20 protein-coding genes and 1 tRNA gene are annotated in these 23,485 nt (G+C 36.1%); 9 read left to right on the top strand and 12 right to left on the bottom strand.

Annotated features, from left to right (window positions below; translation table 11 throughout):
* Positions 1–9: 9 nt before the first annotated feature.
* The 4 genes from AOLE_RS01120 to AOLE_RS01105 are packed head-to-tail and all read right to left on the bottom strand — an operon-like array spanning position 10 to position 4,015.
* A complete protein-coding gene (locus AOLE_RS01120; protein ID WP_013196643.1) occupies positions 10–1,206 on the bottom strand; it encodes an ATP-grasp domain-containing protein in 1,197 nt (398 codons plus the stop codon).
* Entirely contained in the window at positions 1,203–2,414 is a 1,212-nt protein-coding gene (locus AOLE_RS01115) for an ATP-grasp domain-containing protein (protein ID WP_013196642.1), read from the bottom strand. Before AOLE_RS01115 ends, AOLE_RS01120 begins: the two co-directional genes overlap by 4 nt.
* 14 nt (positions 2,415–2,428) lie before the next feature.
* Positions 2,429–3,319 carry an FAD-binding oxidoreductase gene (locus AOLE_RS01110; RefSeq protein ID WP_013196641.1) on the bottom strand — a complete coding sequence of 297 codons (891 nt, stop codon included), beginning with the start codon at positions 3,317–3,319 and terminating at the stop codon, positions 2,429–2,431.
* Between the two features lie 15 nt (positions 3,320–3,334).
* Complete coding sequence (locus AOLE_RS01105; protein WP_013196640.1) at positions 3,335–4,015, bottom strand: hypothetical protein; 681 nt, start codon at positions 4,013–4,015, stop codon at positions 3,335–3,337.
* Positions 4,016–4,366: 351 nt separating this feature from the next.
* On the opposite strand from AOLE_RS01105, the gene AOLE_RS01100 reads away from it, so the two are divergent.
* Positions 4,367–5,251: a DMT family transporter gene (locus tag AOLE_RS01100; RefSeq protein ID WP_013196639.1), complete on the top strand. Its 885-nt coding sequence runs from the start codon at positions 4,367–4,369 to the stop codon at positions 5,249–5,251.
* A 122-nt stretch (positions 5,252–5,373) separates the two neighbouring features.
* On the opposite strand, the gene AOLE_RS01095 is transcribed toward AOLE_RS01100, so the two are convergent.
* Positions 5,374–5,991 (bottom strand): TetR/AcrR family transcriptional regulator, encoded by a 618-nt coding sequence (locus AOLE_RS01095; RefSeq protein ID WP_013196638.1) that lies wholly within the window; start codon positions 5,989–5,991, stop codon positions 5,374–5,376.
* Between the two features lie 132 nt (positions 5,992–6,123).
* Between AOLE_RS01095 and AOLE_RS01090 the strand changes: the two genes are divergently transcribed.
* On the top strand, positions 6,124–7,251 hold the full coding sequence (locus AOLE_RS01090) for an efflux RND transporter periplasmic adaptor subunit (RefSeq protein ID WP_013196637.1): 1,128 nt from the start codon (positions 6,124–6,126) through the stop codon (positions 7,249–7,251).
* The gene (locus AOLE_RS01085) at positions 7,248–10,292 is read left to right on the top strand and encodes an efflux RND transporter permease subunit (RefSeq protein WP_013196636.1); all 3,045 of its coding nucleotides are present in this window, start codon (positions 7,248–7,250) and stop codon (positions 10,290–10,292) included. Before AOLE_RS01090 ends, AOLE_RS01085 begins: the two co-directional genes overlap by 4 nt.
* A gap of 515 nt (positions 10,293–10,807) precedes the next feature.
* On the opposite strand, the gene AOLE_RS01080 is transcribed toward AOLE_RS01085, so the two are convergent.
* From AOLE_RS01080 to sxtR, 3 genes are all read right to left on the bottom strand, one after another.
* Positions 10,808–11,602 (bottom strand): TauD/TfdA family dioxygenase, encoded by a 795-nt coding sequence (locus tag AOLE_RS01080; RefSeq protein WP_013196635.1) that lies wholly within the window; start codon positions 11,600–11,602, stop codon positions 10,808–10,810.
* A gap of 33 nt (positions 11,603–11,635) precedes the next feature.
* Positions 11,636–12,598, bottom strand: coding sequence for an isocyanide synthase family protein (locus tag AOLE_RS01075; protein WP_013196634.1), 963 nt, complete (start codon positions 12,596–12,598; stop codon positions 11,636–11,638).
* Between the two features lie 832 nt (positions 12,599–13,430).
* On the bottom strand, positions 13,431–14,330 hold the full coding sequence (gene sxtR / locus AOLE_RS01070) for a multidrug efflux pump transcriptional activator SxtR (RefSeq protein ID WP_013196633.1): 900 nt from the start codon (positions 14,328–14,330) through the stop codon (positions 13,431–13,433).
* Between the two features lie 140 nt (positions 14,331–14,470).
* On the opposite strand from sxtR, the gene sxtP reads away from it, so the two are divergent.
* The 4 genes from sxtP to AOLE_RS01050 all read left to right on the top strand — a co-directional run bounded on the left by sxtP (position 14,471) and on the right by AOLE_RS01050 (position 17,115).
* Positions 14,471–15,715: a multidrug efflux MFS transporter SxtP gene (sxtP, locus tag AOLE_RS01065; RefSeq protein WP_013196632.1), complete on the top strand. Its 1,245-nt coding sequence runs from the start codon at positions 14,471–14,473 to the stop codon at positions 15,713–15,715.
* Between the two features lie 23 nt (positions 15,716–15,738).
* Positions 15,739–16,065, top strand: coding sequence for a gamma-glutamylcyclotransferase family protein (locus tag AOLE_RS01060; RefSeq protein ID WP_013196631.1), 327 nt, complete (start codon positions 15,739–15,741; stop codon positions 16,063–16,065).
* Positions 16,066–16,176: 111 nt separating this feature from the next.
* A tRNA-Thr gene (locus AOLE_RS01055) sits at positions 16,177–16,252 on the top strand.
* 479 nt (positions 16,253–16,731) lie between these two features.
* Entirely contained in the window at positions 16,732–17,115 is a 384-nt protein-coding gene (locus tag AOLE_RS01050) for a hypothetical protein (RefSeq protein ID WP_005300754.1), read from the top strand.
* Positions 17,116–17,650: 535 nt separating this feature from the next.
* Here AOLE_RS01050 and AOLE_RS01045 read toward each other — a convergent pair.
* From AOLE_RS01045 to AOLE_RS01030, 4 genes are all read right to left on the bottom strand, one after another.
* Positions 17,651–18,073, bottom strand: a complete 423-nt coding sequence (locus AOLE_RS01045; RefSeq protein WP_005300748.1) for a GFA family protein — start codon at positions 18,071–18,073, stop codon at positions 17,651–17,653.
* Positions 18,074–18,076: 3 nt separating this feature from the next.
* Positions 18,077–18,910 carry an SAM-dependent methyltransferase gene (locus AOLE_RS01040; protein WP_013196630.1) on the bottom strand — a complete coding sequence of 278 codons (834 nt, stop codon included), beginning with the start codon at positions 18,908–18,910 and terminating at the stop codon, positions 18,077–18,079.
* A 4-nt stretch (positions 18,911–18,914) separates the two neighbouring features.
* On the bottom strand, positions 18,915–20,213 hold the full coding sequence (locus AOLE_RS01035) for an FAD-dependent oxidoreductase (RefSeq protein ID WP_043961653.1): 1,299 nt from the start codon (positions 20,211–20,213) through the stop codon (positions 18,915–18,917).
* Positions 20,214–20,651: 438 nt separating this feature from the next.
* Positions 20,652–21,524, bottom strand: coding sequence for a pirin family protein (locus AOLE_RS01030; protein ID WP_005300740.1), 873 nt, complete (start codon positions 21,522–21,524; stop codon positions 20,652–20,654).
* Positions 21,525–21,801: 277 nt separating this feature from the next.
* Here AOLE_RS01030 and ycaC point away from each other — a divergent pair, with 277 nt between their 5' ends.
* Positions 21,802–22,428 carry an isochorismate family cysteine hydrolase YcaC gene (gene ycaC / locus AOLE_RS01025; protein ID WP_002052204.1) on the top strand — a complete coding sequence of 209 codons (627 nt, stop codon included), beginning with the start codon at positions 21,802–21,804 and terminating at the stop codon, positions 22,426–22,428.
* A gap of 20 nt (positions 22,429–22,448) precedes the next feature.
* A complete protein-coding gene (locus AOLE_RS01020) occupies positions 22,449–23,423 on the top strand; it encodes a LysR substrate-binding domain-containing protein (RefSeq protein WP_013196629.1) in 975 nt (324 codons plus the stop codon).
* Positions 23,424–23,485: the final 62 nt, after the last annotated feature.

The following is a 23,485-nucleotide window of genomic DNA, read 5'->3' as shown; positions in this document are numbered from 1 at the left end:
AAATCTCAACTAAGAAGATTCACTCAGACTCAAATTAGAATGATGATTTTGACAAATTGCGCTTTGCAAAATTTTCATACTATTTTTAATCGCATCTTCGACCTGTATTTGACTATCTCCCATAAAGTGAATTTTGGCAGGGATATTTTCATAACTAAAATTGTTATGGTCACCACTTTCCTGAATCAATTGATAGGTAATGGTTTCATTTTCGAGCTCTTTAATCCCATTAAATAAAAAGCCTGAACTATAAGGATTAGGCATCATCAGAAAACCCGTTATTTTCGTGTTCACTGGCTCTTGTGGAATTTTCATGGCCGCCTTAATCCACATTTCATATAAGTCGACAGACTCATTGCGTAATGTGATGAATGGAATTTCTCCACCGCCGACTCTTCCACCTACTTCTAAAAAGACCAACTCACCCTTAGATTCAATAAATTCAAGATGAATTGCCTGATCTTTTAATTTTAAGAATTTACACACATCTAAAGTAAATTTTTCTACTTTGTTAATAAATTCAGAATTATCAATCGTTACAGAGCCTAATGGCGCACCATTTCTGAAGTCTAAACAGGTATTAATATATTTTGAGACTTTAAAGTAAGGCATTTGATTGTCTGAAATAATCGCATCGACATGATAGATACCCCCTTCAACAAATTCTTCTACTTCATAGCCCGCATATGAAGATAAACGAGGAATATCGGCTAACTCACTAATTTTAATTACCCCTTCAGAAGCCGCGCCTACTTGAGGTTTTAAAATAATAGCTGAGCCAATTTCCAGCAAAAACTTTTCAATATCTTGATACGAAGATACTTCGGCATATTTTGGATAACGTACAGTTGAGTGAGCTAAAGCATCTTTCATTTTTTTCTTATTACGGCACAACAAATTGTCTTCGACGGTTGCACCCACAATATTCAATTCAGTTCGGATGCGAGCAGCAGCGTCGAGGTCATATTCTGAGATGGCAATAACATAATCTATAGGTTTTTTCCTATAGATTTTTTTAGCCTGATCGAGAACTTCTTCTTCATTTAACTGCTCTAACCCAGCTATGCAATAACAGTTTGAAGAAGTGATATAACGCATCGTTTCTGTTAAGGAAATATAAGACACATGCACAGTATCGTGATCTATATATTTATTATAATCAGATAGTTCATCGTCATATCTATTGATGATTAATACATGTTTCATATGACTTTCACCTGCTCATGTATATGTTTGACTAAACTACGGATCTTATCTTCGCTTTCGGAACGGAAAATGAAGTAGCCTAATCGTGAGGTCCAATCATGGTTGCACGCCAGTTCATCGTTTGTTTCATAGTAGAAGTGATGATGTACACATTCAGGTGCTTCTAACAGTTGATCTAAACCACTAAAACCTTTGAACAGACGGTGATTACCTTGGGGCATAAAGGCAATTGCAGAAACCAGATTTTTCTCTATTGAAGGTGCATATGGCAGGTCTAGGTATTCACTCAGTACCGCTTGAGCAAGGTCAAAATTAGTCGCCAATTTAATTAACTCAACAATATTGTCGCCCGGTAAACGTGCTGCTAACTCAATTGCGACTGCTTTTCCTTGAGGTGTAACTCGCAGTTCTAAGTGAAAAGGCCCTATATTTAACTCTAAGGTTCGAATTACTTTTTCGGCATAGTCAAAAACATGTGCAGAAAATTGGCGGTCATATTGATTACCCACAATATGCCCAATTTCGACAAAGTAAGGTTCTGGCCCTAATAGTTTTTCTGTTAGCGAAGCAAAGGTTATTTTTCCATCTGTATGGATAATTCCTTCAACACTGTATTCTTTACCTACAATGTATTCTTCAACAATTAAATCACCACTGGCATAGAAACCAATATCGTTAGGCTTAGCTTTCCAGATCGCTTCAACTGTTGTTAAAAGTTCCTCAAAATCTGCAACTTTTTTAACAGACATACTGCCCGCCATATCAACTGGCTTTACTACAGCAGGAAACTTAAAACCTAGAGGTAAGTCAATTTCTTTACCCTGTGAAATCAAGGCATATTTAATATCGCTTAAACCCGACTTGGTTAGCTTGTCACGAAATTTAAATTTATTTCGAACTGTTTGAGCTGCCACATATTCAAGTGAGTTTTTGGCAAATGAGTTACCGAGTTGTGCTGCCATAGGTACTGCATATTCAACACCAGGTAATATGGCTTTTATGGTCTTTAACTCAACAATTTTAGAGAGTTGACTATGAAAATCACTGGTATCTATTTTTATTATTTCTTTTGCTTTTTGGCGCATTGTTCCATCAATGCTGCACTCTCCTTCATCAGTAGAAAAAACATATAAATCTATCCCTAATTCTTGAGCGGCATTTAAATAAGTGACGCCTGAAGAAATAGGTTCTATAACTACTACTGTCATTGTTACAGTCTCCGTTAGGGACCAAAACTTTCTAACTCACACAGAGGCTGATTTAAAATTTTATTAATTATTGGGGTAGAACCAACACCCACTGTTAACTCGTGAGAGTCCAAATAATTTGAAAAATCAAATCCATTATTCGTCCACGTACAAAACGGGATATTTATAATATTGACCTCAGCATCAACTTGTTCTCGAAAAACATTGAAGCAATGTTGATGATAATCACTTAAAACCGACCGATTAATCGCATAGATATTTACTTTAGAAATAGGATTTTTTCGGATGAGATCCAATCCACGAGTAAGGGCAGCTCCCATGCCGCTTCCACCGCTTACAATATTCAGCGTAGAGATATTTTTCTCGTATTCAGGTTCTATATGATTATTCAGGTTGTATTCTAATTGATCACCAATCGCTAGCTTTTCAAATAAGTTAGAAAATATTCCATTTGGTCTTAATTTTATGTGCAAAACAAAAAAATCATAATTTTTCACACCCAGTGAAACCACAGAGTAACTTCGAATTAAAGGCTCTGATGGGTGTTTGATATTCACAATTGCTTTAGAGCTAAAGAACGTCCTTTTAATTTTAAATGTGAGCTCAACAATATTTTCAGCAAGAAAACTTCTACCAACAAGTTGAGCCACACTAAAATTATTAACCAATGGTGCGATTTCGACATCGCTATGAGCATAGCTAATACAAGGTAAGAACTCTTGTCCTACGGCAACCTGATTTCCCGACTCATATACGACTCCACCTTTGAGCTTACATCGACAAACCCGGCACACACCTTTTAAACAGCCTTTCATCACGGCGCTATCTGGCACCGCATCGATGAGAGACTGTTCAGAATCAGCAATGTAAATATGCTCTTGAATGCGGATATTTACCATTGGCATATTCTAAGTCCATTGCTATGAAAGCGTTTCAGCACGTACAGCCTGAAAATACTCACCCACCATCGGAACAAAGCTATTGATATGCTTGATTGCTAGATCAAAGTCTTCTTGTGTCTTAATTACAGAAGAAAGCATCTCTGTCATCATGCCGCTATGGTCTTCAGCTTCATCAAATGCAACATGCGAAGCTGCGCCCGATACAGCCTGATTCCCCATATGAACACCCGCTTTTTGCGTAATAAAATTATTAAATTTGTCACCATAATATTCGAGGAACCAGTCCCAAACGACTGCTGGTAATGCCCCAAATTTCTCTACACAAAAGTTTAAATACCCCATCAGTTTCCATGTTTCAGGAAATGCATTTTTTGAAACGATCTGATCTGAAGAATAGCCATATTTAGTCAAATCCTGACCGAACATTTCATCGTGACCAAATTCCTCATATAAATAATATGAAAGCTGTTTTGCGGCAGAGATATTATTGATGGCTGCAACACGCACTGCATTTGCATCTAATTCATTATTCATATGAATGCGGATAACACACTCTAAAATATGACGTTTATAATAATTTTCATCGAACCAGTCTTCATTATGAAATTTATGCATAATCTCATCTTTTTTAAACTCGCTATGCATAGCATGATCAACCGCACTTTCTAATTTTTTCAAACTTTCCTGTGAGAAAAACACGAATTATCTCCATTATATTTAAATTATTATCTAAGTATTAAATACTTATTTAGCTAGAATTAAGACTGTTATTAATTAAACTTAAAACAATCAAATATTATGTTTAAATATATTTTTAAAAATGTCAACAAAATATTATTTTTAAGAATTTCTAATTAAAATTAAATAAAATAATTTAATTAACAATCAAACAACAAATTATTTTTAATAAATGGACTAATTCAAATTAATATCCATCACCAACAAAATTTAAATAATTTATACTTCATGGAAAAGAAGGAATTTGACAGGGCTATATTGCGAAAAACAATGTAGACTCCTTATGGCTAAATATATGGAAGTATTAGAAAAGTGAATAATCTGATTATTGGGACTCTATTTGCACTCTGTGCTGCTGCACTCAATGCCTCTATTGGTGTGATCAGTAAATTGCTTATGCACAGTGGCTTAAGCCCACAAGACATTGCTTTTTTAAAAACAGTCATCGCGTTCTTCTTTTTAAGTGTGTTTTTATTTAAAGTTCCTGTTAGCCAAAAGATTGCATTTATTAGCAACACGCCAAGTAAGCTCAGCGTTTTTGTCCAAATTGCGATATGTGCCTTTTTAGGGATTTTTTCACTATTCTTTTTCGAAACTATTGCCTACAACCATGGTGCTGCGGCCAATGTAGTTGTGGTACTCATGGCTTCAGCCGCTATTTCAGCTTTATTTTTTGGTAGATTAGTTTTAAAAGAAAGTATTTACATTCATTCTATTGCTGGAACATTATTAGCTGTAGCGGGTATTAGTTTAATTTCATGGAAAGGTGAAAATAGTTTATTAATGCTGATCAATGCCTCTATTGCAGGCACTGGCTATGGACTATTTTCAGTATTAATTAAAAAATTCAGATTAAATGGTGGTTTATTCCTAACGAAGTATTTATTACTTTTTGGTAGTGTTTATCTTGCTGTGCCCTTTTTAATTAACTTTCATAGCATTAGTTTTAATTCCAATATTATTTTAGGATTAATAGGCTTGGCAGTTCTGCCAACCATTCTTGGATTTTATTGCACAACCAAAGCGTTAACATATCTACCCGCAGCAAAAGTACAAGTGACCGAACTTTCCGAACCTATTTTTGCTGCACTGATGGCTTGGGTTTTCATTCATGAACAGCCAACCTTATCATTTTTATATGGCGCAATTTTCATTATTTCAGGCATTGTTTTAATTAATAAAGCGCCTAAAGCCTAGTGCAAATTTAATTTTGATAATGGAACAAAATCTAAGCTCTCTTTAAAACCCAATTTATCTATTTTGAAAAATATAATTGATAAACTTTAGAGAGCTTTATTTAATTTAGACACAGTTCTACTTTAAGTTGGGCAAAGAATTTTAGACACAGAAAGTAGTAATATTTCGATTTGCTGTAAGTCTAAACCTGCCCTAGCACGAATTCCAATACTATGCGCGGCAGAAGTCATTAAGAAAGCTAATGCATCAATATCCGTATCATGAGGCAATTCTAGATTTTGTTTAGCTAGACTTAAGCGTTGATAAAGCTGTTCATTCATTTCTGTTAAAACTTCTTTTAATACAGCTTGGATTTCATTATCAGCCAACGCATCAGCCATGGCTGTTGATATAACTGCACATCCACTCAAATCGATATCTTCATGATATCCATCTACTTCGAGAGCTGTTCGCAAATATCTCAAAATAACATCGGCAAACGACCTATCCGTATCTTTATGTTCCAATGCTTTGCCAAATTCTGTCTGGGCATATTTTTGGAAATAATGCATCGCTTTAATATAGATTGTGCGTTTATCTCCTAAGCCAGCATAAAGACTTGGTCGGTTTAAACCTGTGGCCAAAGCCAAAGTATCAAGAGAAGTTCCTGAAAATCCACCTTTCCAAAATGCATGTAATGCCCGCTCTAATACTTGCTCAGGGTCATAAGAGCGCGGTCTGCCTCGAGATTTAATTTCCATTTGCGATCTCCATAAAAAATTTATTGACTATTTTATACAAAACAGTACAAAATTCAAATATTTTGCGAACCAGTACAAAAATATTCCTCTGAAAACTTTAATTGTTTAAAAATCCCTTTAAGGATCTACGAAATGCCTCCGATTGAGTTTAAAAATCAATTAAAATCATTAGAAACAAATATCTACATGATTTTTATAATTTTATTTCTTGTAAGTATTCTCCCCCTAATTGGTTGTAGTAATAAAACCGAAGAGCCAGAAAAGGTTATTGCTGTTCAACTCACCACAGCCCATCCTGCTAGTGAGCTCTCTAATTTATCTTTTTCAGGAAATATTGTACCTAGAGTTGAAAGCCAACTTTCTTTTCGGGTAGCAGGTCGTATCATTAAACGTCTAGTAGATACAGGAGCTTCTATTACAAAAAATCAAGCCTTGGCCCAGTTAGACGATACTCCGTTTAGACTTAGTATTCAGGAAGCAACTGCTGAATTGCATCAAGCACAAAGCACTCTCACAAGACTACAAAGAGATCTTCAACGTAATCGTAGTCTGGTTAACATAGGCGCTATTTCACGATCCGATCTCGATAGTCTTGAAAACTTATATCAAAACACTCAAGCACAAGTAAATGCAGCACAAAGTCGCCTTGATCGGGCACAAAACGATTTAAGTTATACGACTTTACGTTCACCAGCAGTAGGAACAATTGCAGAAGTTCAAGCAGAAAGTGGACAGGTTGTGTCAGCTGGCACGCCTATATTTAAATTAGCTCAAAATGGTGAAAATGAAGTACAGATAGATGTTCCTGAAAGTCAGATTAATGAAATCAAAATAGACCAACCGGTCAGCATCAAATTACTTAGCTTATCTGACCATACTTTTACGGGTCATGTGCGTGAAATAGCGACTGTTGCAGATCCAAATAGTCGTACTTATCGTGTTCGAATCTCAATATCAAATTTACCAGCTGCAGCTAAATTAGGTATGACAGCAACAGTCCATTTTTTAAATAAGAATGTAGATCAACAGATTATTTTACCTATTGGTGCCCTCTTCCAAAAAGGACAACAAACAGCCGTTTGGATATTACCCCACGGTGCAAAAAATCTTCAGCTTCGTCCAGTTAAACTTAGCAAAATCAATACTGAAACTATTACGGTTGCCAATGGTATTCAGGTGGGTGAACAAATTGTTACGGCTGGCGTCCATCGTCTCGATAGCAAGATGAGTGTAAAAGCATGGGATGGGAGGTTACCGTGAAAGGATTTAACTTATCCAGTTGGGGACTCCAGCATCGAACATTAATTATTTTCGCGATGCTACTGTCTCTTCTTTTAGGTACTGTAGCTTATTTTAAATTAGGGCGCGCTGAAGATCCAAATTTAACGATAAAGGTCATGACAATAGATGTAAATTGGCCAGGCGCTACTACACGAGATTTAGAACAACAGGTTGTTGAAAAAATTCAGCGTACACTTCAAGAAGTACCTAATTATGATTATGTACAAAGTTATGTACGCCCAGGACAAGCAACCATCTTTTTAGTTCTGAAAGACTGGACACGTAAAAGTCAAATTGAAGAAAGTTGGTATCAAGCACGTAAACGAGTAAACGACATACGGCAAAATTTGCCTCAAGATATCCAAGGACCATTTTTTAATGATGACTTTGGAGATACCTTTGGGTCTATTTACGCATTTCATGCTGATGGATTTGATGATGTCCAAATGAAGCAGGTTCTTCTTTCTACAAGAGACCATTTACTTCAGGTTCCCGATGTTTCCAAAGTCATTCTATTAGGCGTTCAAGAACCTCGCTTTTATATTGAATTCAATTATGCCAAGTTAGCTCAACTGGGTATTTCTCCCTTAGACTTAGTTAATGAATTACAAAAACAAAATGCAGTCGAACCAGCAGGAACTTTTGAAGGTCCTCATGCCCGTATATATGCTCGTGTTGATGGAGATGTAAAAAGCGTACAAGACTTAAAAAATATCGTAGTTCAAGTCGGAACACACAATATTCATTTAGGGGATGTTGCTCATATTGATAAAGGGTTTATCGATCCCCCACAAATGTCTATGAGACGAAATGGTGAACGTGTCACTGGTCTTGCTGTTTCAATGACAGAAAAAGGCGATATTCTTTCTTTGGGCAAACATCTAGATCAACGTATTAAAGAGGTACAAGAAAACTTACCTGCGGGTATTTTTATTGAAAAAGTAGTGGATCAACCTAGTCTCGTTGAGCATTCAGTTAATGAATTTCTCGGACACTTTATTCTAGCTTTAGGCATTGTTCTTGCCGTCAGTTTATTTGCTTTAGGCGTGCGGACAGGGATTGTGGTTGCTTTATCTGTTCCACTAGTTTTGGGTATTACCTTTTTCTTTATGTGGCGCCTAGATATAAATTTACAAAGAATCTCCTTAGGTGCACTTATTATTGCCTTGGGCTTGTTAGTCGATGACGCGATTATTGCTGTTGAAATGATGCAAGTCAAAATGGAAGAAGGTCTGGACCGTTTTAAAGCTGCGAGTTTTGCATGGAGTAATACAGCTTTTCCTATGCTAACAGGTACTTTAATTACAGCGGCGGGCTTTGTTCCAGTTGGCTTTGCGTTATCTTCAACAAGTGAGTTTACCGGATCAATTTTTTGGGTGGTTGGGATTTCTTTAATTGTATCTTGGTTTGTAGCAGTACTGTTTACTCCTTTTTTAGGCACAATTTTACTTCCCAAAGTACAGCCACATCATTCTCATTCCTCGAAAAATTCATACAGAGATAAACTTTCTCAATGGTTTAGTCGTAAAATTGCATGGTGCGTCAAAAAAAGGAAATGGGTTTTACTGACCACTGTTCTCAGCTTTGTTCTCGCTTTAGTTGCATTTCAATTCGTTCCTAAACAATTCTTTCCAGATTCACCGCGTGCAGAAATTCTAATTGATGTACAGCTCGAAGAAGGTGCTAGTTACACGGCAACGTTAAACGCAACGAAACAGGTTGAAAAATTACTTTCCAGTGATCAACGGGTCCGAGATTACACAGCTTATGTAGGAAGTGGTTCTCCTCGTTTTTATCTATCTCTTGATCCAGAAACACCTAAAAATAATTATTCACAGTTAATTGTTTATCCAAAAGATATTGAACAAGCGAGTCAATTAACTTCTGATCTACATAATCGTCTCATTCAGCAATTCCCTCATATTCGAACACGGGTTTATCGTTTAGAGCTAGGTCCCACTGTTGGTTACCCTGTACAGTTTAGGGTACGTGGTAAAGATCCTGAAAAAGTTCGTGAAATTGCTGCTGAGGTTCGCGACATTATGCGTCAGCATCCAAATGTACGTGATGTCAATTTTCAATGGAACGAACGTAGTAAAGCCATCAGATTTATCATTAATCAGGAACGTGCCCGTAGTTTAGGAGTAAGCTCGCAAGATATTTCACGTACCTTACAAATGTTATTAAGTGGTTATACAGTTACCCAGATACGAGAAGGCACAGAGTTAATTGATGTTGTAGCAAGAGCGAAAGCAGATAATCGGCTTGATACAGCTCAAATGGGTCAAATTACGATTCGTGCATCAAATGGAAAAAATATTCCTCTAGATCAAGTCGCTGAACTCAGACCTGTATTAGAAGAAGGAGGAATCTGGATACGTAACCGTTTACCAACTCTCAGCGTCCGTGCTGACGTGTCTGGTGCTCAAGCACCAGATGTCTCAAAGCAAATAGAACCGATGCTAAATGATCTTCGTAAAATGTTACCCATTGGCTACAGTATTGAAACTGGAGGAACTATTGAAGAAAGTGCTAAAGCAGATACAGCTATTCAATCTGTTATGCCGGTGATGTTATTACTTTGGGCAATATTCTTGATGTTACAACTGCAAAGCTTCAGTCGCATGTTTATGGTGGTATTAACAGCTCCACTTGGCATGATTGGAGTAAGCCTAGCCTTATTGATTACTCGTGCACCATTCGGTTTTGTGGCCACATTAGGAGTAATTGCTCTAGCTGGTATGATTATGCGTAATTCGGTTATTTTAGTTGATCAGATAGATAGAAATATTTCTACCGGTCAAACGCCAGAACAAGCGATTATTCAAGCCACTGTAGGTCGTACTCGTCCTGTTCTATTGACAGCTTTAGCAGCAATTTTAGCAATGATTCCTCTTACACTTTCCACATTATGGGGCCCAATGGCAATTGCGATTATGGGGGGGTTAGCAGTAGCAACGATACTTACTTTATTCTTTGTCCCAGCACTCTATGCCGCTTGGTTTAGAGTGAAAAGCTAAATTTATTTAGCTCGATAGAACTAAAAATTTATAGCTTAAAAGCACAAATAGATTTTACTATTTGTGCTTTTTTAATGGTTTGTAAACTTCTAAAGTGAGGAAAATGATGATGAGTCACTTGTAAATTCGAAGTAGCTCATTATTCAAATTTTATAAGAAGAAAAAAATAGTGTTAGACAAGATAAGCCGCTAAGAAAATTTCTACACCTGATTGTACAGAGTTTTCAATTTCCGCAACTCCCATACGGAAATTTTTAATTTTTTTACTACACATCACTTCAGAAATGAGACAAATACATTTGGTAAAAGAGTCCCTATATACTAGGTCCTATTATAATTCCGGCTAGAATTTCACCTAGTGATTCCATTTGAGCTAAAAACCTTTGAGCAATCTAGGCAATGATTCTGCTGATAAGCAGAATCACCACCCACTCAATGAAAAATCTGTCCTAATAACTTCAGCTGAAGCACTTGATCCATTAACATTTTCCATCGATTTGTTTTCTATCGATTAGTTACAAGATATGGACACGTTTTAAATGTCGATTCACATTTCCCTCAACTTTTGCACGGCCATGTAATACCGAATTATTATCAATCAACATGTAATCGCCACTGACCCACTGATGTTGGTACATGTATTTAGGGTCATATAAAATCTCTGTAATTGACTGAACAATTTCCTGTGATTCTACGGGTTGATGATTTGTATCTTTAATGGAGAGCTGTACAGGATTCACTTCCTGATTATCTTCATTTTCGATTTCAATAAACCGGATAACTGAATGGCCTTTATGAGGATGGTTTTCAATGAGGCTTACATCAATTGAGCCGCCATAATGTGCTTTTTTTTCAGTCGAATAAGATAGCTTAATTTTCTTCCAGTCTTCTAATTGACTAGAAGGTATATCTTTCAAAATACGTGTGGTATCAACAAAAAGTGTTTCCCCACCTCGCCCATCTTCTGAGGATACGGTACACTGAAAAGCATTAATTCTTGGAGTTTGTTTCGCAAAAGCTCCATCCCAATGCAATTCAACCCTACCTTTTGAGAAAATATGGTTTTTAGGATCTTGTTCCATTTTTACATTGAGTAAAGCACCAAACTCCCAATACATCAGATTGCCTAATGACTCACAAAAGTTAATATATTGTGGATCTGGTAACGCTTTAAATCCACGAAATACTAAAACTTTATATTGAGACAACAAGTTATTTAAAACCTCGGCACCGATCTCATTAATATTGTCATGATCACCAGATGCCGTTATTAATGCTCCAAATGGAGATAAATCTTTTACACTAAACATTATTCAAATCTCTAAATATAAAACCATATTTACTTACATTTCTTGTTGGTTATTACGCAAATAATGGCTAGCTTTTCCGTTTTTAAAGATTAATAAAGCATTTTCTTCTTCGGCTTTATGTCGTGGAACTAAAGTAAATCCATCATCATCTTGTATAACGACCGAATGCCAAGGTGTACGCCAATTGTCATCCGAGTCCATCAAAAATATTCCAATTTTTTCTGAAACTCGAGGTTGTGGATGAATACTAAGACGAACCGAATTTGGGAATTGCTCCTTCAATAAATTAGTCCATGCATTACTTCTTTGAATTACCCGGTAAGCATTCATACGAGCTACATTCAATATCTGGTTTTTTGACCAGCCTTTGAATTCATTAAGACCTGAAAAATCCTCAGTCAAAAAGCGACAAATCCCGCGGTACATTTCAGCTGCTGGTTTTTCTTGCTTACATCGGTGTTTTAAGCTTAGTAATGACTCTCCATATTGAACCATCAACTCTTCACGCAGTGTGCTATATTCTGGTATATCTTGAAAAACATCATCTAAATCAAAGTAATCAATATTATCTGCATAAGGTTTTCCCACTCTCTCTATAAGATCATATTTATAAGAAGATATGGCCTCATCCGGGATTCGTACTAGTTCAGCAAAAACTCTTCCATCAGAACAAATAGTTAACTTTGCTCCAGGTGCATAAATATTTTTTATTTTTTCACATAATTTATTCAATGTTGCTAAAGCTAATTCCTCACCTTTATCAGGAAAAATATCTAAAGTTTTTTTCCTATTTGGTGATTTAGCTGGAAAAGCAGGTAAAATCATATGAATAGGTTGTTTATTTTTGACAAAATTCAATACTTTTTGAATATGTAAAAAAGCTTCTTCTTGAAAGTTCTCTTGCTCTGAGTCATTTGCTAATAAACGTCGCTTATGAAAAATTAATTTTACGATCTGCTCAGCTAACATTAAATCATTATTTAAAATTTGTACCACAACAAAAACCCTTATTTCCTTTATACATTCACAAACTTTTAAATTAGACTTATTTTTAAGCCTTTATTTAAATTTTCAATATTACTTTATAAATAAATTTCACTTATTTCATTCAGCTTTCTCTCCAATAATAATTTCTATAGTAATTAATCCTATTTTTGATGATATTAACCTTTTTATTTAACAAAAAAATAAGATCTAACTTTTAAATCATATATTTCTAATTTTAACTATCAAAACAAATAACTATCGAACATTCAACCACCAATAAAACATATCTATTAGTTAAAATCTGATTATTTCCCTTAATTATAAAATTTTATTTATATTAAGCTTTCTAAATCAATCACAAGTGTAGCATTTGCTTTAACGTAAATCCACGTCCTAAAAATTGATTAAAACACTCACCAAAAAAACATAATTATTCAGTTTAATTTAATATTAATTTTTTAATACAGAATGAAAAATAAATAGACATAAAATAAAATTTTATTTTCATTAAAATTATAAAAATTCATAGTAAACCTTTGCTTAAATTTAAATTACAAAAAAATCTAACAATTGATTTATTATTTACAATTAAGAATAAATTTAAATTACCAATTAATTTATTAATAAAACTAATATAAAAATTTTACAATTTTTCCGAATGTTTAATATTATTAAGTTTTCATAAATTTTTTAAAAAAAATAGAATAATAGTTTTTATGGTTTATAGATAAAAACTTCGTTCATAAGCCTATTTTTCAACCAAAATTAAATAATTTTTGTATAAATCTAGACCTATAAATAATTATATAGTGAATAAAATTTAACTTCCTTTTCATAATATTTAATTAAAATGGAGAATATCTTGCACCACACTGGCAAAATTAATTGCCATTTGTGAAGGAGCATGTTTTTTATAAGCAAGCCCTAAACCCACCGTAGGTACAGATGTTTTCAAAGAGCGATAAGCCACACCTTGTATTTGTAATTGTTTGGTCGATTCAGGAACCAAAGACACCCCTAAATTTGCAGATACCAACGATAAAATTGACACAATTTGCGGGGCATTTTGTCCAATTTTTGGTTCAAAACCACGCTCATGACAGGCTTGTTTAATCGCATCGAAAAGCCCTGCGCTAATGGAAGGTGGTGAGACAATAAAATCAAGCTCTCGCAGTGCCGTTAAATCAATTTCTTGCGTTGAATCATCTAAATTAAAAGACTCCGAAGGCAAAGCAGCAATGAGTGGCTCTGCTAATAACTCTTGAATAATTAAACTGTCTGGAATATTGCGTGGTGACCTTATAATCGCAACATCTAAGCGGTCTTCGAGTAGTAAATCGATGAGCAGCAAGGTGTTCGCTTCTTCAAGTTTTAAATCAACTTTAGGATATTGCTGCTGGAAATAACGAACGCATTTAGGAATTAGAGGGTTCAACATTGAGGTCCCCGTAAAACCCAATCGTAATTGGCCCACTTCACCATTTGCCACCTGTTTAACCAAGTTCGCTGCATCTTCTACACGCTGTTGTACAGGCTGAATCGCATTTAAAAAGGCAAACCCAGCTTCGGTCAGCTCCACCCCATGCGGAGAACGAATAAATAAATCTGCACCTAGCTCTTCCTCTAAGTCCTTTATTTGCATGCTTAAAGGCGGCTGACTCATATTTAAACGATGCGCAGCTCTAGTAAAGTTTTTTTCTTCTGCTACTGCTAGAAAGTAGCGTATATGTCTGAGTTCCATCGCTATATATAAAACATATTATGATCTATTGTTAAATATATTAGAAAAATACCGTCTAAATTGCTAATTTTAATTTATCGAATTCTCTCGATGCAGCATGTTCCAAAAGCACTGTACTTTCTTTCTGTCCTGGTCATGATATGAACTCTTCATCTACGCCCAGTACCTTAAGCACTGAGGCAACTTCTGTTCTTTCCCGAGAATGGATTCACAAAGGGACTAAAGCCTATAAACACGCAGGATTCGCTTTATTCCTCGTAGGTTTCGCTAGTTTCTCTCTGATTTATTGCGTACAACCGCTCCTGCCTGCATTTAGCCAAAGCTTCCAGATTAGTCCTGCGAGTAGCTCTCTTGCCCTGTCATTAACGACTGCCTTTTTAGCGATTTCAATTGTTCTATCTAGTGCTTTTTCACAGGCAATTGGTCGTCGTGGTGTCATCTTTAGTTCAATGCTGTGTGCGGCTATTCTTAATATTGTGGCTATGTTTACGCCTAACTGGCATAGCTTACTAATAGCACGAGCACTAGAAGGTCTATTGCTTGGCGGTGTACCAGCCGTAACTATGGCTTGGATTGCCGAAGAAATCGCACCTGAATACTTGGGTAAAACCATGGGTTTGTATATTGCAGGTACGGCCTTTGGTGGAATGATGGGCCGTGTCGGCATGGGTATTTTGATTGAATATTTTTCTTGGCGAACTGCTTTAGGCTTACTTGGCGCAATCTGTTTTATTTGTTCAATTGCCTTTTTGAATTTACTTCCTGCTTCGCGTAATTTTGTACAGAAAAAGGGTTTGAATTTAAATTTTCACCTGCAAATGTGGCGGACCCATTTAAGTAATTTTAAATTGCTACGCCTGTTTACTATTGGTTTCTTGCTCACGAGTGTGTTTGTTACCTTGTTTAACTACGCCACTTTCCGTTTAAGCGCAGCACCTTATTCACTGAGTCAGACTCAAATTAGCCTTATTTTCTTGTCGTATAGCTTTGGTATGGTGTCTTCATCATTGGCAGGTACATTAGCCGACCGCTTCGGTAAAAAAACCATGATGATGAGCGGCTTTGCCTTAATGATTGTGGGTAGCCTCATGACCCTGCTCAGCTCTCTTTTCGGCATTATTATTGGCATTGCATTTATTACCACGGGCTTTTTTATTACCCACTCACTCACCAGCAGTTCAGTGGGTGCTGAAAGTAAACAAGCCAAAGCCCATGCCAGTTCCCTGTACTTACTGTTTTACTACATGGGTTCGAGTATTGTCGGCTCAGCAGGTGGCTGGTTCTGGTTACACGGTGGATGGAGTGCAATCGTAGGCTTAACCGTTGTACTGTCGTTACTTGGAATATTTTTAGTCGTTTATACATCACACGCAAAAGCTCATTAATTTTTAAATTAAAGGAAAATCACATGTCGAGTTTATTTGTTTATGGCACTTTAGGCCCAGGTCGTCCTAATGCACATATACTTGAAAATATTGGCGGACAATGGGCAGAAGGTTGGGTCAACGGAACCTTACATAATCAAGGTTGGGGAGCTGATTTAGGCTATCCGGGAATTGTGCTTGATGAAAGTACCAATCAAGTTCAAGGTTTTGTTTTTAGCTCAGAACATTTAAATGCAAACTGGAAATTACTTGATGATTTTGAAGGCGAAGAATACGAAAGAGTACCTGTTCAAGTCACTTTAAATAGTGGCGAACGTGTTGATTCTTTTATTTATGTGTTGAAGTCTTAAGCTATTTCTAAAGCTTAAGTCCATAAACATTTAAAAATTGATAGAAAAAATTTAAGTGGTCATTTTTTGGCTTGTATTTTTTTAAAGAAACTGTAGAATTCATTCCACGTCGCCGACATAGCTCAGTTGGTAGAGCAACTGACTTGTAATCAGTAGGTCCACAGTTCGAATCCGTGTGTCGGCACCATCATTAAACCTCATGAATATTTGATTTATGGGGTTTTTTGTTGCCTGTAGGTTTTAAAATACTTAAAGATTTATAATTATTACCAAAAAATTGAGTGCAGACCTATTGATCCACACCCTTCAAATTATTTTTCATATTTCTCTAATTCAATAACTATTTCTTTTGCTGCGGCTATAGTTTTATAGCAAAACATATTAATAATATTTTTAAAGAATATCTTTTCGATAAAAAGCTCTTGCCTAAAACTATGCTCTTTTAAATTTGATAAATACTTATTATAAACTTAAGCTTCAAAATAAATTTATAAAACACATTTTCTCTTTTAAAAGCAAAACAGGATGCTGCTAATTTATTAAAAAATATAAGATTAAAATAATAAATATTAAAAAGATATGATTATAATGCGCCCCCAAATAAGGTCATATGAATAAGACCTATTTTATAAACTTTAATTCATTAAGATACCAATACGGAAAAATATGAAACTTCGTTTTATTTTACCTGCTTTATTTCTAACTTTGCCTTTAACAACATATGCTCAAGACACTACATCTCAAGCTCAAATGCAAACTACTGCAAACCCACCCATTTGCTTAATTGAGGGTACTCCTTCAGCAGAGCACTATAAATCTATTAAACGTATTAAAGCCGCGAAAGGAACCTATGGTGGTTTTGAAGAAGTAAAACCTAAATTAGCGATCGTTGCTCGTAAATACGGTGCAGATGTGGTGATTAATTATCATCAAAGCCAAAGATTTGGTTTCTGGCCGTGGCGTATTGTACGTCCAGTACTTACAGGAACTGCCGTAAAATGGAATACACCAGTTGATTGCACAGCATTAGGCGGCAAACAAATTTATTAATACAAAATGAAAAAAGCCCAACATCCTGTTGGGCTTTTTTCGTATTTCGTTACTAGGTACACTTCCTGTAATACCTCACGTCCTGATGCTTAAACTTATTATTGTTGTTTTATGTTTCGGAACTTCCTGTTCCTGATGAGTTCATCATAGGCAATTCATCACGTCATAAAAAGACGCCAATTTCCCGAATGTATGTAAGAAAAAGCGTACATGTTTCTTTTAAATTTAAAACTTAATTTACTATCATTGAAATAAAAATATGAATTTATAAACAAGTTCTGTTCGTCAATTAAATAAGAAGACGATATAATGAGTTTATTACTTTATTTGTAAAATAAATTTAAAAACAACAAGGAACGAGATGTTTACTTTGCCATCAAATCTTTTTCAACCTTTAGTGACCATACTTGCATGCCTTATTATTATTGTAAGTAAAATGCCTCAGCTAAAATTTAGAAAAACTATATTATTTTTAGCCTTTGGCAGTTTTACTTTAATATGTGCTTTGGCAATATTTGTTTTTTTTAATTAAGCCTTATTTCTTACTCTTCTCTATCATTTTTTCAAAATGTTTAAGGTTTGGGTTCAGCGTATCCCATGCGTAGGCTTGGCTCACAAACACCTCTGCTCTAGGCTGATAGAGACTCGGGTCATCCAAAGTACCTGCACGTATTGAAATCATTTCAGGGGCAATTTCAGGTAAGCCAAAAAGCTGAGAACCACAAGTTGGGCAAAATGCTCTTTTAATAGGTCGGCCAGAAGATCCTAAAGTCTCAAAATATTTAAGTTCACCACTTACTTTCAATTCAGATTGGTGAAAAAAAGCGATTGGTGCATATGCTGAACCTGTTGCCTTCTGACAATCTCGACAATGGCAATTAAAGCTATAACGTGGCTCCGTTTCGCTTTGATAGCTCACAGCTCCACATAAACACGATCCTTGATATTTAGCTGACATGGCTCATCCTATTTTTTTTATTGCTGTGATTTGAATATAACGTACATATCCATTTTGGTAGAGTTGTTGGCATAACTTTGCAGTCATTTGAATTTTAAAATTTGCCAATCCTCGGCTTTGATTTTGTCTTTGCTGATTTTGAATATACCGCGAAAAACCGAGTAATACAGGCTCGGATAAATCTTCAATTTGAATATCTGCAAAACCTTGTTGTTCCAAGGTTGTTCTTAGTATTTTTTCAGTCGGTACAGCATCCCAAGCGACATTTGCTGCTTTAAGTAAATAACGATGCTTTTGTTCTTGCAGAGCGGTCATGTTTTGACATGAGTCAGCACGCATTAGGTAATGAAAACCTAATCGGCCTTTTGAATTTAAAACTGGAGTGACTGAATCTAGAAATGAATTTAAATTGCTGTGATAAGCCGCATCAATACATAACACAGCATTGAAGTGTTGTTTAAATTCAAATTGTTTTAAATTTAAAAATGAACCACAAAAAATCTGGCTTATTTCAGGAATAAGCTTTTGAATTTTATTAACACACTGGGCTTGTAAGTCAACTGCACTAAGGCTTTTGGGCTGATAGTGCTGTAACCAGTGCAATAAACTTGCACCCTGTCCGCAGCCTAAATCTAAGAGATGATCTTTTGAATTTAAATTGACAGCTTGTGCCAAATGATCTGCCAATTGGCAACAAGCTTCACGGTAGTTTTGGGTATTTTTCCAAAAACCCAAATTTGTCCAAGCCAGCTCTTCATCATCTCCCAAACTTGATGCATCAATTGCATATTTATGGGGAATAAGTCGAGAAAGAGCCGCTCGAACTTTTATTTTCACAATTTTAGTAACCGAGCTCAGGAGCAACTTCAACCTGAGGTTTTAAACCTACAAAGGGTAAAGGTGCACCTAAAATTTCAGCAATATGCATCGCAGAAGTAACTGCCGACTCTAAAATTGGTAAGCCATCACATGACCATGAACCACAATAAAATACTTTACGGTTTAAGTCTAAATGGCGTTGTTGCAATTCTTTATTTAGAGCAATTGTTTGCGAGTCTACAACAGCACGCGTTAAAGTCACTTTTGAAATGATTTTTTTAGGGTCAATATCAGTCACTGGACGCCACGTCTGGAACACTGGATTTTTACCCACAAGTGATGGTTCAACTGCATTCATCCAAACTGTAAATTGCTGACGGGTAAACTTACGATCCATCATATAGCTCAGCACTGACCAGTCTTTACGACGTGGTGGCATTACTGTTGCATCTGTATGAATAACAAGATCACCTTGCTCAAAACGGAATTGCTTAAGCAAATTCATATCTTCAGCAAATTGTTCAGGGTTCAAAAACTCATCAATTTTAGACGTTGGCGTTGCCACAATCACTCGATCAAATAAGTTCTTTTCACCTTGGCTGTTTTCAACCAATACTTTTTCGCCTTGTAATTCAACGTTCTTAATCGCTGATCCGCTATGAATGTCGATATCTTTAATTAAGCTGTCTACAAATGCAGGTGTACCACCTTTCATACGTAACAACATATCGCCATCAGTTAAGTGACGTAAAAACTCAAGAAGGTTTTTTGCAGGCCAATCGCCAATTGTTTTTGGATTACACGTACAAATTGTATAGAGCACCGGCATTACAACACCATGCCAGAATACTTCTTCTATATCGTTCTGATTAATAAATTCAGCGAGGGTAATATCTTGATTTTTAGATTTGAAAAACTGATGAATTGCAGTTTTTAATTGCAACATTCCTTTCACAAGACGCCAGCCATATTGCTGGATGCCTTTACGGTTATTGATAATTGGGAAATTACCAATACGACTACGAGATGTCGTTAACCATGTTTCCGTACGATCTTCGAATAACCAGCTACATGACATATAAGTACGAACTGGGAAGGTTTTAATGCCTAAATGAGCAGCAAGGCTGAGTGTATTCTTCCACAGATGTGGATTCATCACACGTAGCGGTGCATCAATAATTCCACCATCGAATTCAATGCTATGGCTATCCATTCCCCGGCCAGGAAGTGCTTCAAATATCGTGATCGTATGCCCTGCATCTTTCAGAATTCTTGCTGCCGCAAGACCTGCCATTCCACTGCCAATAATTGCGATATTCAAAATGATGTCCCATTTTTCGAGAATTTTTTTGATTATCACTCATACCCTAAAAAAACACCGTATTAAAAACTACCAGATTTTTATTTTTTGCATCAATTTATATAGAAAATATTTAACTAAAGGACAAGCTAGCTTTGTATATTTTTTTACAAAAATATACAGTCATATAAAAACTTATATTTTTTATAAATTTAAAAAAATCTTTTAAATAAAATAAGATAATTTAACTATATTTATATCATATGTTTTACAACTATCTTATTTTGAGATATCATAGAGCCACAATAATGAGAACCAAATCACATAAAACAATGCCGCAACAACAATGAAAACCATTATAAAAACAGAATCTTTACAGCGAAAAAGCCCGCTATTCACACTTGATAGCGGGCTTTTTATTACTTTGTTTTAATAGCCGATTAAGCGCAATTAAACAATTTATCCTTCTTGCATGATTGAACCGAATTTTCCACGATTAAAATCATTAATCGCTTCCATAATCTCAGCTTTGGTATTCATTACGAATGGACCATAACCTTCGATTGGTTCGTTAAGTGGTTGGCCAGTCAACACTAAGAATTTAGTGTCTTCTTCTGCATTTAAGCTAAACTCAACACCCTCACGAGACAAAATCGCAACGGTTTTACCTTCAAGACGATTTGCATCATTGACCACAACCGCGCCATCTAATATCACAACAAGCGTGGTGTGCCCTTCAGGTACATAGAGGGTGTGTTTTTGGCCTTTAGCCAATTTACCATCCCATACATTTAATGGACTAAATGTCGTTGCTGCACCTTTTGCATCTGCATATTCACCAGCAATCACACGTAAATGACTGCCATGCTCATCTAACGCAATGTCTGGAATCTCTTTCGCTTCAATTGCTTGATATTTTCCAGGCGTCATTTTTGAATGAGCAGGTAAATTTACCCATAATTGCACCATTTCAAAAAGACCACCATGCTCTGCAAACTCAGGAGAATGGAACTCTTCATGCAACACGCCTGCACCCGCAGTCATCCATTGCACATCACCAGTTTTAATGGTTCCGCCGCCACCACTTGAGTCTTTATGAGTCACTTCACCTTGATAGGCGATGGTCACTGTTTCAAAGCCACGGTGTGGATGCGAGCCTACACCTTGCTGTTCAGTCGTTGGTGAGAAGGTATAAGGCGCTGCATAATCGAGTAGCAAAAATGGGCTTAGGGTTTGGCCTAAACGGTCATAAGAGAATAGGTTATATACAGGGAAACCATCACCCACCCAATGCATGTGGTTATTTTGATATGCACCAAGAAATTTCTTCATCTGATCTCTCCTATATATGTAGGATTTTCTTGAACTGAGATTGATTTTACGCCTCAATAATTGCAGTTTATAGATCAGGATTAGCAACACATTATTTCATCTATGAGACAATCATAAAGTTTGAGGTACTCTTTTTAAGATCGTCCTATTTTTAAAATTCTTAATCCTATTTTTTAGACTTAATCACGACAACAAACTCATCTAGCATAATTTTAGGCACTGATGACCTACTTAATAATTTTTGATTATTTATTTTGATAACACGAGGACATAAAAAATGGCTCAAGATTACGTACGTTTAGACAAGGATAATGCTGCGGTTCTTTTAGTTGACCACCAAGCAGGTTTACTTTCTTTAGTTCGAGATATCGATCCAGACAAATTTAAAAATAATGTATTAGCACTTGCAGATGCTGCGAAATATTTTAATTTACCGACTATTCTTACCACGAGTTTTGAAAACGGTCCAAACGGTCCTTTAGTTCCAGAATTAAAAGAACTTTTTCCAGATGCGCCATTTATTCCACGTCCTGGTCAAATCAATGCATGGGACAATGAAGATTTTGTAAAAGCGGTTAAAGCGACAGGTAAAAAACAACTGATTATTGCCGGTGTGGTCACTGAGGTTTGTGTGGCATTCCCAGCTTTATCTGCACTCGCTGAAGGCTTTGAAGTGTTTGTGATTACCGATGCTTCTGGTACTTTCAATGAATTAACGCGTGATGCTGCTTGGGACCGTATGTCAAAAGCAGGCGCTCAGCTGATGACTTGGTTCGGTATGGCATGTGAGTTACACCGTGACTGGCGTAATGATGTAGAAGGTCTTGGTGCACTCTTCTCAAATCATATTCCTGATTACCGTAACCTGATGACCAGCTATAGCTTTAATACATCGCAAAAATAAATTCTATTGCCAAGATTAGAGTGCTTAAGCGCTCTAATCTTAAATTTAAATGGATTGATCTGACATTGATAAGTTCTTTTGATGATTTTTATTATTTCTATTTAGTCGTAAAACACGGCGGCTTTAGTGCGGCCAGTGAAGCCGAAAATATTAGTAAATCTAAGCTCAGCCGACGTATTATTGACCTTGAAAATAAATTTAACGTTAGCCTCATTCAAAGAACAACCCGACATTTTAAAGTGACCGATTTAGGCCAAGAGTTCTATGAAGAATGCTGCAAAGTCATTGCTCAAGTTGAATGTGCAGAAAACGTTTTGTTAAAGCAAAAAAGTGAACCTCAAGGGTTAGTCAAAGTAAGCTGCCCACCTTTAATGATGCATTTTCAAATTAGAAAAATTTTAAATCAGTTTTTAAAAACCTATCCAAAAGTTGAAATATCTCTTGAGCTAACCAGCCGTCGAGTCGATATCTTGCATGATGATATCGATCTCGCGATTCGGACCAATTTTGAACCGAATGAAGATTCAAATTTAATTGTTCGTGATGTGATTAAAACAGATCACTGTCTGGTGGCTTCGCCTGAATTACTGCAAGGCCGTACTATTGAGCATTATTCCGAATTACAAGACTTTCCAAGTATCAGCTTAGGTACTCAAAAACAAAACCCTATTTGGCATTTATGCAATATTCGTAACGGTGAATCAGTTGATGTGCCTTATCAACCACGAATCAAAAGTAATGACTTAGCAGGGGTCTACTATGCAGTGATGGACGGATTAGGCATTGCCGACCTTCCTTTTTTAACCGTCGAATCTGAAATTCGTAAAGGCACACTTATTCATATTCTTCCTGACTGGAAGTCAAATATTGGCATGCTTCAACTGGTCTATGTGTCTAGAAAAGGCCAACGTCTGGTGGTCGAAAAACTCATTGAAACACTGATTGAAGAACTCAGACGTTTACCCGAAAGCCATGAAGGATATCTGCCGACTTAAATAAAAAAACCGGTCATGAATGGGCATGACCGGTTTTTGTGAAACATCACATACAGCATAAC

It is taken from the genome of Acinetobacter oleivorans DR1, assembly GCF_000196795.1.
GTDB classification, from domain to species: Bacteria; Pseudomonadota; Gammaproteobacteria; order Pseudomonadales; family Moraxellaceae; genus Acinetobacter; species Acinetobacter oleivorans.
Note: the sequence above shows the minus strand (reverse complement) of the source record. Positions and strands in the feature narration are given on the sequence as shown.

Excerpts from the sequence above, each read along its gene's own strand:
- AOLE_RS01120 (WP_013196643.1), bottom strand. The coding sequence starts at position 1,206 with ATGAAACATGTATTAATCATCAATAGATATGACGATGAACTATCTGAT.
- AOLE_RS01115 (WP_013196642.1), bottom strand. The coding sequence starts at position 2,414 with ATGACAGTAGTAGTTATAGAACCTATTTCTTCAGGCGTCACTTATTTA.
- AOLE_RS01110 (WP_013196641.1), bottom strand. The coding sequence starts at position 3,319 with ATGCCAATGGTAAATATCCGCATTCAAGAGCATATTTACATTGCTGAT.
- AOLE_RS01095 (WP_013196638.1), bottom strand. The coding sequence starts at position 5,991 with ATGGAAATTAAATCTCGAGGCAGACCGCGCTCTTATGACCCTGAGCAA.
- AOLE_RS01090 (WP_013196637.1), top strand. The coding sequence starts at position 6,124 with ATGCCTCCGATTGAGTTTAAAAATCAATTAAAATCATTAGAAACAAAT.
- AOLE_RS01080 (WP_013196635.1), bottom strand. The coding sequence starts at position 11,602 with ATGTTTAGTGTAAAAGATTTATCTCCATTTGGAGCATTAATAACGGCA.
- sxtR (WP_013196633.1), bottom strand. The coding sequence starts at position 14,330 with ATGGAACTCAGACATATACGCTACTTTCTAGCAGTAGCAGAAGAAAAA.
- sxtP (WP_013196632.1), top strand. The coding sequence starts at position 14,471 with ATGAACTCTTCATCTACGCCCAGTACCTTAAGCACTGAGGCAACTTCT.
- AOLE_RS01060 (WP_013196631.1), top strand. The coding sequence starts at position 15,739 with ATGTCGAGTTTATTTGTTTATGGCACTTTAGGCCCAGGTCGTCCTAAT.
- AOLE_RS01050 (WP_005300754.1), top strand. The coding sequence starts at position 16,732 with ATGAAACTTCGTTTTATTTTACCTGCTTTATTTCTAACTTTGCCTTTA.
- AOLE_RS01045 (WP_005300748.1), bottom strand. The coding sequence starts at position 18,073 with ATGTCAGCTAAATATCAAGGATCGTGTTTATGTGGAGCTGTGAGCTAT.
- AOLE_RS01030 (WP_005300740.1), bottom strand. The coding sequence starts at position 21,524 with ATGAAGAAATTTCTTGGTGCATATCAAAATAACCACATGCATTGGGTG.
- ycaC (WP_002052204.1), top strand. The coding sequence starts at position 21,802 with ATGGCTCAAGATTACGTACGTTTAGACAAGGATAATGCTGCGGTTCTT.